11 protein-coding genes and 1 pseudogene are annotated in these 13,006 nt (G+C 61.8%); 3 read left to right on the top strand and 9 right to left on the bottom strand.

Annotation, left to right across the window (positions count from 1 at the left end):
• Positions 1-45: 45 nt before the first annotated feature.
• From A4G99_RS04890 to A4G99_RS04870, 5 genes are all read right to left on the bottom strand, one after another.
• On the bottom strand, positions 46-1,035 hold the full coding sequence (locus A4G99_RS04890; RefSeq protein ID WP_066140133.1) for a mannose-1-phosphate guanylyltransferase: 990 nt from the start codon (positions 1,033-1,035) through the stop codon (positions 46-48).
• 66 nt (positions 1,036-1,101) lie between these two features.
• A complete protein-coding gene (locus A4G99_RS04885) occupies positions 1,102-1,704 on the bottom strand; it encodes an HdeD family acid-resistance protein (RefSeq protein ID WP_066140130.1) in 603 nt (200 codons plus the stop codon).
• Between the two features lie 289 nt (positions 1,705-1,993).
• Positions 1,994-2,293, bottom strand: a complete 300-nt coding sequence (locus A4G99_RS04880; RefSeq protein WP_066142338.1) for a hypothetical protein — start codon at positions 2,291-2,293, stop codon at positions 1,994-1,996.
• Positions 2,294-2,387: 94 nt separating this feature from the next.
• Entirely contained in the window at positions 2,388-3,695 is a 1,308-nt protein-coding gene (locus A4G99_RS04875; RefSeq protein WP_066140127.1) for an MFS transporter, read from the bottom strand.
• Positions 3,696-3,786: 91 nt separating this feature from the next.
• The gene (locus A4G99_RS04870; RefSeq protein WP_190303687.1) at positions 3,787-4,665 is read right to left on the bottom strand and encodes a helix-turn-helix domain-containing protein; all 879 of its coding nucleotides are present in this window, start codon (positions 4,663-4,665) and stop codon (positions 3,787-3,789) included.
• Positions 4,666-4,803: 138 nt separating this feature from the next.
• Between A4G99_RS04870 and A4G99_RS04865 the strand changes: the two genes are divergently transcribed.
• Together A4G99_RS04865 and A4G99_RS04860 are read left to right on the top strand one after the other, a co-directional pair.
• The gene (locus A4G99_RS04865; protein ID WP_066140124.1) at positions 4,804-5,733 is read left to right on the top strand and encodes a replication factor A; all 930 of its coding nucleotides are present in this window, start codon (positions 4,804-4,806) and stop codon (positions 5,731-5,733) included.
• A gap of 1 nt (position 5,734) precedes the next feature.
• A complete protein-coding gene (locus tag A4G99_RS04860) occupies positions 5,735-6,400 on the top strand; it encodes an RPA family protein (RefSeq protein ID WP_066140122.1) in 666 nt (221 codons plus the stop codon).
• Positions 6,401-6,786: 386 nt separating this feature from the next.
• On the opposite strand, the pseudogene hutH reads toward A4G99_RS04860, so the two are convergent.
• The 4 genes and pseudogenes from hutH to hutU form a co-directional block, all read right to left on the bottom strand.
• A pseudogene (hutH, locus tag A4G99_RS04855) lies at positions 6,787-8,357 on the bottom strand (histidine ammonia-lyase).
• Positions 8,350-9,597 (bottom strand): imidazolonepropionase, encoded by a 1,248-nt coding sequence (gene hutI, locus A4G99_RS04850; protein WP_066140120.1) that lies wholly within the window; start codon positions 9,595-9,597, stop codon positions 8,350-8,352. Before hutI ends, hutH begins: the two are co-directional and overlap by 8 nt.
• Complete coding sequence (hutG, locus tag A4G99_RS04845; protein ID WP_066140117.1) at positions 9,594-10,544, bottom strand: formimidoylglutamase; 951 nt, start codon at positions 10,542-10,544, stop codon at positions 9,594-9,596. The genes hutI and hutG overlap by 4 nt, the downstream gene beginning before the upstream one ends.
• Positions 10,541-12,271 carry a urocanate hydratase gene (hutU, locus tag A4G99_RS04840; protein ID WP_066140113.1) on the bottom strand — a complete coding sequence of 577 codons (1,731 nt, stop codon included), beginning with the start codon at positions 12,269-12,271 and terminating at the stop codon, positions 10,541-10,543. Before hutU ends, hutG begins: the two co-directional genes overlap by 4 nt.
• Positions 12,272-12,360: 89 nt before the next feature.
• Here hutU and A4G99_RS04835 point away from each other — a divergent pair, with 89 nt between their 5' ends.
• Complete coding sequence (locus A4G99_RS04835; protein ID WP_066140110.1) at positions 12,361-13,005, top strand: helix-turn-helix domain-containing protein; 645 nt, start codon at positions 12,361-12,363, stop codon at positions 13,003-13,005.
• Position 13,006: the final 1 nt, after the last annotated feature.

The raw sequence follows: 13,006 nt of genomic DNA, 5'->3' as shown, positions 1-13,006 counted from the left end.
AGCGTCCCGGGTACGAGACGGACCGGCAGAAACCTGACGGCCGGTTTAAAATCGGTCTTCTTCCCGCAGTTTCGCCACGACTTCGCGGACGCGTTGGGCATCCGACTTCGGGACGACCAACACGCGGTCGTCGTATGCCGCGACGACGAGGTCGTCCACGCCGACGAGGCTAACGTGCTTGTCCCCGGCGACGACGTTCCCCGTCGCGTCGATGGTGAGCGCGTCGCCGAGAACGACGTTGTCCCCGTCGCCGAACCGGTCGAACGCGTCCCACGACCCGAGGTCGTCCCACTCGAATCCGGCGGGGACGACGTACGCCTCGTCGGTTCGTTCCATCACGGCGTAATCGACGCTCGTGGATTCGATACGGTCGAATCCACCCGCCGGGTTACCGTCTTCGAGTGCGGTGACCAGGGGTTCGAGCGGCGAGTCACGTGCGGCTTGGAGAAAGGTGTCCGGGGTCCACGCGAACAGACCCGCGTTCCAGTAGAAACCGTCATCGACGAACCGATTCGCCGTCGATTCGTCGGGTTTCTCACGAAATTGAGCGACGTCGAAATACCCGTCGTGATCGTTCCCGGGTTCGATGTAGCCGTAGCCTGTTGCCGGGCGAGTAGGTTCGATTCCGACCGTAACTACCCCCTCCGTTTCGACTGCAACCGACGCGGCACGACGAGCGGTCGTCTCGAAGTCACCGGTGATGTGGTGGTCGCTCGGCAAGCAGAGAAGAACGCAGTCGCCGACCTGTTCGCGGATTCGATGTGCGGCATAGACGAGTGCTGGCCCAGTATCCTTCGGTTCCGGTTCGATCAAAATCCCGGCTTCGGGTGCGTGTTTTCGCACGAGGTTGGCGTGTTCCTCGGCGGTGCAAACGAAGATTTCGTCGGCGAAGCCTGCCCTACTCACGGTTTGAGAGAGGAGTGAATCGTCTCCGAGAAGGGGGAGAAACTGTTTCGGTCGATCACTTCGACTCGCGGGGTACAGTCGCGTCCCGGTTCCTCCGGCCATGATGAGCGCGACGAGCGGGCGGTCCATGTTCCGAGCATCGCTCGCTTGTGTCTAAAATCGTCCTATCGAAAACGCGTGGTTAAAAGAGTGTGTTCAGGCCGCGCCGCGGGGTTCGGTCTCCGGAGACGCTCCCTCGCGCGTCTCGGTTCGGGTTCCCTGCGCCATGAACATCATCGAGATGCCGGTGATGAGCAGGTTCACGCCGAAGAGGAGGCCGAGCGCCCACGCCGCGGTAGCAGGCCATCCAACCCAGATGATCGCGGCGATGATCAGGGCGCAGATGCCGCTCACGACGAGTGCTCCCCATCCGCGGTCACCGCGGGACTGGAACGCCATGACGATTTCGAGGACGCCATCGACGACCAGGAACGCGGCCAGCAGGATGGTCAGCGTCGTCAGTCCGATGAGCGGATTCGCTAAGAGCGAAATGCCCGCAACGGCGTAGATGACCGCGAGGACTCCCTGCACGAAGAACCGTCTCCACCCTCCCGAGAAGGCGTGAGCGACGTGCACGAGCGCTCCGACAACCAGCAACGCCCCGAGCAGAATCGACAACGAAACCCCAGCCGCGAACGGCGCTAAGATGGCGAGGACACCGATTACAGCAATAATCGCCCCTGCCCCCATCGAAGCACGCCACGATCGCTTGGTGGTGTCCGAAACTATCTCCCCACCGCTTTGTACTTCTGTGCTCATTTGATTTTCACCAATCACGTATTCGTCAGCCAAGGATATAAGTTGTGTTGGTTATTTGAAGGAAATTCCAAGAGTCAGACCGTTTTTCCGAGATTTAAAGAGTTAGAGCCGTTCAGAAGGCGAAGTCGGATTTTGGAGAACATAACAGACATCATATTTGTACGACAATCATCCCATTGTACTGAGCCTCGGACTGGCCGTTTTTTCGGACTAACAGGCTAGATTTCCGTCAGGATAGTGTAAAAGAGCGAGAAATTTGACGTTCGACCGTCACCACGTTCCGACACCATCACCACGTTTCGACGGTTCCTTCGCGGATGTCCTCAAGACAACCCCGACACGCGGGGTGGTCGGGGTCGAAGCACTTCGGTCGTCCCTCCTTGTCGATCGGTGTGGCCCGTTTATCGACGTGTCGTCGGCAGACGATTTTCGCTCGCCCGTGTTCGTCCCGCGGCAGGTCGGCGAGAACGGTATCGTGGGCGTTTCGGTACGCTTCCTTGGCCTGGCTCAGTTGGTGGTCCGCGGATTGGCGGGCCTCGGCGTACTTCTTGCCGACGTTTCGGAGGAAACGGTCGAAGCGGTCGTCCATATATTCCATTTGGACAAGCGGGTTCAAATGTTGATTGGTGGAGTGGACGACCGACCATGGGCGCTTTCGTCGTCTCGACAACGGTCGTTCGTCATTAGTCAGTATTGACGTTCGAAATTGAAGCTCGGTTAACCGATGACCGTAGTCCAAGCGTCGCCTCGTCGGTTTCACTAACGGACGGAAGCGACCGTATTCGTGGGTGGGAAAGGAAGTAGAGGGCGAGCAGTACGAGCAGTCCCGAGAGGAGATACAACATCGACACGGGACCATACACGTCACCCGCGACACCACCGAGAAGGGTACCGAGTGGGAGCATCCCCATGCTGATGCTGGAGACGACGGAACTAACGCGGCCGAGAAACGCCGGGTCGACCGACGATTGGAGCAGCGACGAGAACAACACGTTGAAAACGCCCATGGGAACGAACGCGACGAAGAGGAAAGCGAGAGTCGCGGGCAAGCCGGGGACAACCGAGGCCGCAGCCAAACCGAGAGCCGATACGGGGAATATGACCATCGAGAGGCGACCGTACGGACGGTCTTCGATCAACGACACGACGCCCGTTCCGGCCAACGATCCACCGGCGATGGTTGCCATGAGGAGGCCGTACGTTTCCGGACCGCCCATCGAATCGGCGAATGCGGGTAGAACAGCAGTCATCGCGCCGCCACCAACGTTGACGACCATCGCGCCGAGGAGCATCGATATGAGAACCGATCCACGCAGATACTCGATTCCTTCCCGGAGTTCGACGACGTACGTACCGTCGTCGTTTGCGTTATTCGCGTCGTCCGCGTCGTTCGTATCATCCTCGTCCGATTCCGAATCCGTGGACGGAACCGATACGCCGAGGAAAAGGACGGTAGTGATGGCGAACGTCGCCGAGTCCACGACGAACAACGTAGTCGCACCGATAACTGCGAGTACGATTCCACTTGCGGCGTTGAGAACGACTTCGGTTCCCTGATAAACGGTCGAGAACAGCGAGTTCGCGCGAACGAGTTGTTCCCCTTCGACGATTCGAGGAAGTATCGCGGTCTGTGCCGGATAGACGAATTGATTGATGAGCGTCAACAGCGGCATGACGAGGAGGACGAGCCAAACCGAAAGATGTCCAGTCGCGGCGGCGAGCGGAACGATGAGGACGCAAATACATTGGAGGAACTGCGTCCTCACGAGGATGGGCCGTAGTTTCCATCGGTCGACGAGCGGCCCGATGAGGAATCGGAACACGCTCGGCAAATGAACGAGAAATCCGGCGAGACCGCTGTAAAACGACGATCCAGTGAGTGAGTAGACGAGCCACATCGCACCGATGAAGTAGAGGCTGTCCCCGGCGTTCGTCACGAACCGACCGAGAAACAGCAACACGAACGACCTGTTCGAGCGGAGTTTCGACATGGATGAGAACAGCCGCTCCCCGCCATTAATTGTTATTAGAAATACATTTCTGTGAAGTGAGTTGCAGAAACGGAGTTCTAAAGGAAAGTTGTCATTTTTCGCGCGTCGTGACGAAATCGAGGTCGGCGTCGAAGACGAACGTTCTCGTTTCCGAATCGAGCGTTACCGGTATTTCGAGACGAATTGGGTCCTCGCTCGTGAGAGTCGTGATACCGGGATGAAGCCAGTCGAGTTCCCACATCGGCGTCTCTCGAACGTTGATTCCGTGTTCGAAATGAAAGCTATCGATGGCGGGATGGATGGGAATTAGATAGGGAATCATCGAATCAGCCTGATGGGTGCATCGATGGCAGGAGAATATTACTCGCGCTTCGAATCTATTACCTTGGACCCATTCCGGCGCGATTTCGTCGTCCGGCGTGTAGACGTTCCGTTCGATACGACCATCACAGAAGTCACAGAAACCGTGATCGAGGGCGGCGAGATATCGTTTCATCCACCGGTCAACGACGGACGGAACGTCCTCCCGAGACCATCCTTCAAGCGCACCTGCTGGAACATTGGCGTTCATGAAATCCATCGTGCAGTCGGTACACCCGATGGTGATACCGGCATCGCGAAAACGGGCCTCCATCGGTGCACCACAGTTCATGCAGGCGGTATCCATGGGAATCGGTTCGGCGTCGAGCGTGCTCGTATAGCCGCCGGACAATACAGCACCGACGACACGGAGACCGGCCTCCGACAGTTCGTAGCCGTCGTCGCCTTTTTCGACGAAGTGTCCGACGAGTTTTCCGAGATGGTAGTTGAACTGGCCGGGGTCATCGACGCCGACGCGCGTCCGGAGTTCCTCGAACGGAAGCGGTTCGTCCGCTTCGTTCAGCGCATCGAGAACACCGAGTCTCGTCTCGTGAGCCAGCACTTCGAACGCTTCCTCCCGTGGGAGTCGCTTCACGATAACGTCGTCCATACGTTCAGAATTGGCGACACGAAATAAGGTCGTTTGGGTGTCCATTTTCACTTCCGCTCTGCCCGCGTAACCTTTTATATCATCCCGCACCAACCACGGTATGTCTCCCATAGAAAAAGAAGTGGAGACGGAGCAACCATGACCGATGTGCGACAGCACGCAGAAGAAATTCACGAACAGTTCTCCGACCATCTGGACGTAACCGTTGACGACGTAGCCTCGCGTCTCGACAGCCTCGTCAACGAGTACAAAGTGCCCATGGAAGAGGCACGGCGAAGCGTCACCAGCCACTATCTGGACGAGGCTGGCCTCGAACGCGACGAGATTCGAACCGGCGGCACCAGCGACGTGCACGTCGAGGACATCGAAACCGACGAGCAGTGGGTGGACCTCACCGCGAAGGTCGTCGACCTCTGGGACCCCCGGAGCGATTCCGTGGGCCAAGTCGGACTCCTCGGCGACGAGACGGGCACCATCAAGTTCACCAAGTGGGCTAAATCCGACCTCCCCGAACTCGAAGAGGGAAAGGTCTACAAACTCGGCAACATGGTCACGGACGAGTACCAGGGCCGTTACTCGGTGAAACTCAACCGTACGACCACCATCGAGGAACTCGACACCGACATCGAAGTCGGCGACAACAGCACCGAGATGGAGGGTGCACTGGTGGACATCCAGTCCGGCAGTGGCCTCATCAAGCGCTGTCCCAAAGAGGACTGCACGCGCGTCCTCCAGAACGGCCGTTGTTCGGAACACGGCGAACAGGACGGCGAGTTCGACCTCCGAATCAAGGGCGTCTTGGACGATGGCCTCGACGTTCACGAGGTCATCTTCAACGAGGAGGCGACCGAGAACCTGACCGGCATCGAACTGGAGGAAGCCAAGCAGATGGCGATGGACGCACTCGACACGACCGTCGTGGCCGACGAAATGCGTGAGATGACGCTCGGCCACTACTACCGCGTGACGGGACCGACGATGGGTCGGTACCTGTTGGCGAACGACGTCGAACTGCTCTCCGGACCAGTGGATGCGGAAGCGGCGCTTACCAAAGCGAGGTCGATGTAACATGAGTGGCGCACCAACACGAGAAGTCGCACGCCGCACCTTCGCGGCGGAGTTCAACGACGCGAATTACACGTTCAAGGAATCGGACGACGAGCGCGCACCGGTCTACTTGCTCCTCCCCACGGGCGAGCGAGCGAACCGAGTCTTCGTCGTCGGGACCCTCACCGAAAAAGAGGACGTCGGCGAGGACAGCGAATACTGGCGTGGACGAGTCGTGGACCCGAACGGGGACACATTCTTCGTCTACGCAGGGCAGTACCAACCCGACGCCGCGGCCATGCTTCGAGAACTCGAAGCACCGGCCTACGTCGCCATCGCCGGGAAGCCCCGGACGTTCGAGATGGACGACGGAACGGTGAACGTCTCGCTTCGCCCCGAATCCATCACCGTGGTGGACGAATCGACGCGGGACCGCTGGGTGGTCGAAACCGCCGAGCGGACGCTCGAACGCATCGAAACGTTCGACGACGAGACGAACCGCTACGCGACGATGGCGAAAGAGCAGTACGAGCGACCCATCGACACGTACCGCGACAACGCGATTCAGGCGCTCGAAAGCCTGGATACCGGCGGCGCGAGTGGCGGAAACGACGACGGTGCCAACGATGGAAGCACCAGCGATGACGCCGGTGAGGTGGCGGACGACAACGAACCGCCGATGCAGTAGCGCGGCGGGGAACCCTCATCGAAACAACGCGGACAGTATCAATATTTCAGCGGTCGTCGGTCGTGCAGATACAGTCGAACAGCGCCGGGTATCGATATTGGCGACACGCACACGGAATCAAATCATGCCTGACGAGCGAACTTCACCCAGCGGGGATTGGCAGGAGGTGTACGCGGAGATGGGAGCGGACACCTCGGCGGAGGGACCGGTCCACCCGTGCCCCAACTGTCGGCGAGAATCGACGCCCGTCTTTCGTCGCGTGTTCGAATGTGAGGAACACGGAGTCTGGACGCTCGATAAGGAGGGGAATCCCCGTCACGGGACCAAGACGGAAGCCCGAATCGAGCGGAAGGGACGGAAAGAGATTCGGGCGGAACGACGGCCGATTAATCCAGCGGGTCGGGGAGCGCGTCGTCCACGCGCTCGTCGAGCAACCCGGACCAGATCAGCGTCTCGGCGGCGGCAATATCCTCGTGGATGGGTCGGTCTTCGGTGAGCGGCGGCACGACTTCACGAACGGCATCGTAGGCCGCGCCGGTTCCGACGCCGTGGGAGAGGTCGTCCGAGACGAATTCCGACGCCTGCGCGCCGCAGACGAGTTCGATGCCGACGATGGAGAGCGTGTTCGCCACGGCGCGGCGCGCGTTGTACGCGCTCTGGGCGCTCATGCTGACGTGGTCCTCCTGATTGCCGCTGACGGGCGTGTTGTCCATCGACGCGCGGCCGATGGAGCGGTTCTCGTTCAACAGCGCGGCGGCGGTGTACTGGGCGATCATGTAGCCCGAACGCAGGCCGCTGTGTTCGGTGAGGAACGGCGGGAGGTGCGGTTCCTGAACGTTCGGATTGAGCATGCGGTCCACCCGCCGCTCCGAGATGGCCGCGAGTTCCGTGACGGCGTTCGTCAGGTAGTCGAGCGGGAGCGCGAGTGGGTCGCCGTGGAAGTTCCCACCCGAGAGGACCGCGGCGTCGCCCGCACCGCTCGCGCGACTGTGCACGCTGTCGGCCGGGAAGATGAGCGGGTTGTCCGTCGCGCTGTTGAGTTCGACTTCGACGGCCGACCGCAGATGGGCGACAGCGTCCCGAACCGCGCCGTGAACCTGCGGCATACAGCGAATCGAGTAGGCGTCCTGCACCCGGTCGCAGTTTCGGTGGGATTCGACGATTTCGGAATCCTCGGTGAGGCGCTTGATGTTCCGTGCCGTCTTCGCGTGGCCGTCGTGCGGGCGAACGTCGGCGATGACGTGGTCCGCGGAGGCGGTCGTTCCCATCGTCACCTCGGTCGTGAGTGCCCCGGCGACGTCCGCCGCACGAATCGCCCGTTCGGTGTCGAGCACGGCGAGCGCGGCGAGGCCGACCGAAAGCTGGGTACCGTTGATGAGCGCCAACCCTTCCTTCGCCGCGAGAGTTATGGGCTCCAGTTCGGCGGTTTCGAGCGCGTCCGCGCCGTCCAGTTTCTCGCCATCGATGGTCGCAGTTCCCTCGCCCATGATGACCAACGCGAGGTGCGCGAGCGGCGCTAGGTCGCGCTCGCGCCGAGGCTTCCGCGGGATTTGACGACCGGGTGAATCCCCTCGTTCAACATCGTGACGAGTTGGTCCACGACGACTTCACGGATGCCGGAGTAGCCCTTGACGAGCGCGTTGACCCGTCCGAGCATCATGGCGCGGACTTCCTCGCGGGTCAGTTCGCGGCCCGCTCCGGCGGCGTGGCTTCGAATGAGGTTCGTCTGGAGCGTTTCGATGTCTTCCGGGGGAATCCGCTCGTCCACGAGTTCGCCGAAACCGGTGTTGACGCCGTAGACGGCTTCGCCGCTCTCGACGACCTCTTCGACTCGTTTTCGTGCGGTTCGAACTCGTTCTCTCGCGTCTTCGGGGACGAGTACGGTCGCGTCGTCGCGTGCGACACGTTCCACGTCCTCGGGCGTCAGCGATTCGCCGTCGATTTCGATTTTACTCACGATGGACCACCTCGCCGCCCTTCAGCACCGTTTCGACGGTGTTCACGCCGTAGTTGTAAGGGACGTGTACGTAGCTCGGCGCGTCGATAACGGCGATGTCGGCGGGCGTTCCGGGTTGGAGCGTGCCCGCTCCGTCCTGCATGTCGAGCGCCATCGCGGCGTGTTTCGTCCCCGCCACCAACGCTTCGGCGGGCGTCATGCCCATCTCGACGCAGGCCAGCGAGGTTGCAAAGCCCATGCTCTGGGAGTGGCAGTTCGGGTTGAAGTCGGTCGCGATTGCGACGGGTGCGCCCGCATCGAGGAATGCCCTCGCGTCGGCGAACTCGGCACCGAGACCGAACGCGGTACCGGGAAGCAGGACGGGAACCACGCCCGCTGCCGTCAGCGCGTCGATGTCCTCCTGCGTCGCGTACAGGAGGTGGTCCGCGCTCGTCGCGCCGAGTTTCGCGCCGAGTTGCGACCCGCCGATGTGCGCGAGTTCCTCGGCGTGGATTTTCGGCGTCAGGCCGTATTCCTCGCCGGTTTTCAGCACGCGGCGGGACTGCGGGACGGTGAAGACGCCTTCCTCGCAGAACACGTCGCAGAACTCCGCGATGCCCTGTTCCACGACGGCCGGAATCTGTTCGTCCACGACTTCGTCCACGTAGTCGTCCGCGTCCCGGCCTTCCGGAATCGCGTGTGCGCCCATGAACGTCGGGACGACGTCGACGGGGTGGCGGTCGTCGGCCTGTGCGATGACGTCGAGCATTCGAAGTTCGGTTTTCGTGTCGAGTCCGTACCCGGATTTCACCTCGACGGTCGTCGTCCCGTGGGCGAGCATCGTGTCGAGATGCGAGAGCAGGTTCGACAGCAGTCGCTCGTCGCTGGCCTCGCGCGTGGCTCGGACGGTTCGCAGGATACCGCCGCCGTCCGCGAGGATTTCTTGATACGTCTTGCCCTGTAGTTTCGCCTCGAATTCGTCGGAGCGGTCACCGGCAAACAGCGCGTGTGTGTGGGGGTCGACGAATCCCGGAATCACGGTTTTGCCGCTCCCATCGACGGAATGGGTCGCGTTCTCCGGCGGGTATTCGCGGGTGACCGGCCCGTTCGCACCGATGCGTGCGACTTCGCCGTCTATCGCGGCGAGTGCGGCGTCCTCGTAAATCCCGAGGGAACCGTCCTCCTCGACGGTGACTATCTGTTTCGCGTCGTGGACGACCGCTGTTACCTCGTTTTCGTCGGATCGTGATGAGTCGGTCATTTGCCACCTCCGTACGTTGAAAGGAAGTGTGCGATCGCTCGTGCACCGGCCTTCACCGTCAGTTCGTCGTGGTCGAGCGACGGGGCACATTCCACGACTTCGAATCCGGCGACCCGGTCGTCGGCCGCGACGAGGCGGAGCATCCGGAACAGTTCTCGGGTGGAAATCCCGCCGGGCGTCGGGGCGCTGACGCCGGGTGCGAACGCGGCGTCGAGCACGTCCACATCGACGCTGACGTAGATGGCGTCCACGTCGCTCATCGAATCCAGTGCGGTGTCGATGGCGGAAACCGAATCGTCGCCGACCTCTTCGGCCGTGACGATTGCTCCCTCGTTTTCGCGGACGTAATCGGCGTACGCCGAACTCGTCTCGAAATGCCGCGCGCCGACACAGGCGTAGGAATCGAGACCTGCCTCGAACAACTGGCGGTACGGAGTGCCGCTGGTCGGGTCGTCGCGCACCTCGCGCACGTCGAGGTGCGCGTCGAAGTTGATGACGCCGAGCGAGCAGTCTTCGAGGAGCGGTGCGGCGTTCGGATACGTGAACGAGTTGTCCCCGCCGAGGAAGACGGGCAACGTATCGGCGTCGTGGAGTCGCTTCGCGAGGACGCCAGCCTTTCGCTGAAGCAACTCGGTGGTGACTTTCTCACCCTCGTCGTCGAGCATGAGCATCACGTCGCCAACGTCGCCGACCGACTCGACCGGTCCGGCATCGAAGTGGTGGGTTTTCACGCCCGCGAGAGTCTCGCGGAGCGCCGCCGGGCCGTCCACCGCGCCTTTGCGACCGATGACGGCGTGGTCGAACGGTTCGCCGAGCAGTACCGCGTCGAACTGGGCGAGCACGTCGTCGTCCAGTTCTTCGATGGGTTCCACGATGTCGCCGAACTGCTCGTCGTTCGGGTCGCCGGAAGTCCCGCGCCATTCGGACGGTGGATTCAATCCGGTCATGTCCGATCACGCATCGGAACCGCGACGTTCGATTTCTCGGCCTGTTCGAGCGCTTCGTCGTAGCCCGCGTCGGCGTGGCGAATGACGCCCATTCCGGGGTCGGTCGTGAAGACGCGACGGGCCTTTTCGGCCGCGAGGTCCGTGCCGTCGAGCACGACGTGGTTGTTCGCGTGGAGCGCGTTGCCGATGCCGACGCCGCCGCCGTCGTGGACGGAGACGATGTCAGCGCCCGCCGCGCAGTTCAGGAGGGCGTTCAGAATCGGCCAGTCGGCGACGGCGTCGGAGCCGTCGCGCATGGCCTCGGTTTCGCGGTTGGGACTGGCGACCGACCCCGCGTCGAGGTGGTCGCGGGTGACGACGATGGGGGCCTCGATTTCACCGTCCGCGACGAGTTCGTTGATGCGGAGCGCGAAGCGGGCGCGCTCGGTAAGGCCGTCGTCATCAGTAGAATATCCGAGCCAACAAACCCGCGAGGGAAGCCCCTGAAACTCGACCTGCTCCTGTGCGAGGTCGATCCAGCGGTGGAGTTGCTCCTTCTCGGGGAACAGTTCCACGACGGCCTCGTCGGTTCGGTGGATGTCGTCCGGATTGCCCGAGAGCGCGGCCCAACGGAACGGCCCCTTGCCCTGGCAGAACAAGGGACGGATGTACGCCGGAACGAAGCCAGGGAAGTCGAACGCGTGCTGCATGTTCCGGTGTTCTTTCACCTGGCCGCGGATGTTGTTGCCGTACTCGAAGGCGACCGCACCCGCGTCCTGAATGTCGAGGATACCCTGCACGTGACGGGCCATCGTGTCGAGACTCTCCTCGACGTACTTTTCGGCATCCTCCTCGCGGAGTTCGTCGGCCTCCGCGACGGTGTATCCGGACGGGTAGTAGCCCTCCAGTTCGTCGTGTGCGCTCGTCTGGTCGGTGATGACGTCGGGGACGAACTCCCGTTCCAACATTCCCTCCAGCATGTCGGCCGCGTTGATGTGAACGCCGATGGAGTACGGTTCCCCGGCCTCCGCGGCCTCCTTTGCTTTCTCGATGGCTTCGTCCAAATCGTCCGTCTTCTCCATGCAATAGCCGGTCTCGATGCGACGGTCGATTCGTCTCTCGTCCACTTCGGCGGCGATGCAGACGCCGTGGTTCATCGTCACGGCGAGCGGTTGGGCACCGCCCATGCCGCCGAGTCCGCCCGTGACGACGATTTTACCGGTGAGGTCGCCGTCGTAGTGTTCGTCCGCGAGCGCGGCCAACGTCTCGTAGGTGCCCTGAATGATGCCCTGCGTGCCGATGTACGCCCACGACCCGGCGGTCATCTGGCCGTACATGATGAGGCCCTTGGCTTCGAGTTCGTGGAAGTGCTCCCAGTCGTCCCACTTGCCGACGATGTTGGAGTTGGCGATGAGAACGCGCGGCGCGCGTTCGTGCGTCGTGAACCGTCCGACGGGTTTGCCCGACTGAACCAGCAGGGTTTCGTCGTCGTCCAGTTCGCGCAGTTCGGCCATGATGGCGTCGTAGGCGTCCCACGACCGGGCCGCCCGCCCCGTCCCGCCGTAGACGACGAGTTCCTCCGGTTTCTCGCCGACGTCCGGGTCGAGGTTGTTGTTCAGCATGCGGAGGGCCGCCTCCTGTCGCCATCCCCTGCATTCGATGTCCGTTCCGGTCGGCGCGCCCTGATACTCGCGCCACTGTGCGCTCGGTTCGCCGATGTCGTGGTCGGCTTCCGTTCCTTCGTTCATTATGTATTGTAGTATGCACGCGAGGCGCAAATACCCAAGCCCCCGCTTACGGAGGGTTCTTTAAGTATATTCGGCGAAAATTGGCGGTGATGCACGAGGTGACGATGCGGATCGAACAACCGAGCGTTCCGGCGGAAGCCACCGCCGGAACCGAGACGACCGTCGAGTTGTGGTGCAACGACCACTGCGACCTGTTGCACGTCAGCGGTCCCGACGGAGAAGCCACGTTGGATCACATCGAGCGACTCGTCGAGGTCCAAGAGCTACTGGTCGAAGGTGACGAACGACTGGCGATGACCGAGACGTGTCTGAAAGACCGCGAGCGGGATACCGTCGAATCGTTTCTCGCTCGCCACAACTGCCTGCTCGTCCCGCCGCTTCGGTACCTCGACGGCGAGAAGTGGTGTCGGATCCTGTCGCTCGATTCGTCGAACCTGACCGCGCTGTATCGTGACCTCGTGACCGAGTTTTCCGTGACCATCGAAGCCAAGCGCGAAATCACGGCGGTGTCGGCCGAGCGGCCGCTTCTCACGCCCGAAACGTCGCTTCCGAGCCTCTCAACCCGTCAGCAGGAGGCACTGATACTGGCGGTCGAAATGGGATACTACCGGATTCCACGCGAAACGACGACGGCCGAAATCGCGGACGAGATGGGCGTGGAACGGCGGACGCTGGAGGAGCACCTTCGACGGGCGGAAAACAAACTCATCGGCGGAATGGCGTCGTTCTACTGAG

The sequence above is a fragment of the Haladaptatus sp. R4 genome (genome assembly GCF_001625445.1).
Classification (GTDB): Archaea; Halobacteriota; Halobacteria; order Halobacteriales; family Haladaptataceae; genus Haladaptatus.
Note: the sequence above shows the minus strand (reverse complement) of the source record. Positions and strands in the feature narration are given on the sequence as shown.

What these genes read in the sequence shown, in the direction of transcription:
- A4G99_RS04890 (WP_066140133.1), bottom strand. Translation starts at nt 1,035, where the DNA reads ATGGACCGCCCGCTCGTCGCGCTCATCATGGCCGGAGGAACCGGGACG.
- A4G99_RS04885 (WP_066140130.1), bottom strand. Translation starts at nt 1,704, where the DNA reads ATGAGCACAGAAGTACAAAGCGGTGGGGAGATAGTTTCGGACACCACC.
- A4G99_RS04880 (WP_066142338.1), bottom strand. Translation starts at nt 2,293, where the DNA reads ATGGACGACCGCTTCGACCGTTTCCTCCGAAACGTCGGCAAGAAGTAC.
- A4G99_RS04875 (WP_066140127.1), bottom strand. Translation starts at nt 3,695, where the DNA reads ATGTCGAAACTCCGCTCGAACAGGTCGTTCGTGTTGCTGTTTCTCGGT.
- A4G99_RS04870 (WP_190303687.1), bottom strand. Translation starts at nt 4,665, where the DNA reads ATGGACGACGTTATCGTGAAGCGACTCCCACGGGAGGAAGCGTTCGAA.
- A4G99_RS04865 (WP_066140124.1), top strand. Translation starts at nt 4,804, where the DNA reads ATGACCGATGTGCGACAGCACGCAGAAGAAATTCACGAACAGTTCTCC.
- A4G99_RS04860 (WP_066140122.1), top strand. Translation starts at nt 5,735, where the DNA reads ATGAGTGGCGCACCAACACGAGAAGTCGCACGCCGCACCTTCGCGGCG.
- hutI (WP_066140120.1), bottom strand. Translation starts at nt 9,597, where the DNA reads ATGACCGACTCATCACGATCCGACGAAAACGAGGTAACAGCGGTCGTC.
- hutG (WP_066140117.1), bottom strand. Translation starts at nt 10,544, where the DNA reads ATGACCGGATTGAATCCACCGTCCGAATGGCGCGGGACTTCCGGCGAC.
- hutU (WP_066140113.1), bottom strand. Translation starts at nt 12,271, where the DNA reads ATGAACGAAGGAACGGAAGCCGACCACGACATCGGCGAACCGAGCGCA.
- A4G99_RS04835 (WP_066140110.1), top strand. Translation starts at nt 12,361, where the DNA reads ATGCACGAGGTGACGATGCGGATCGAACAACCGAGCGTTCCGGCGGAA.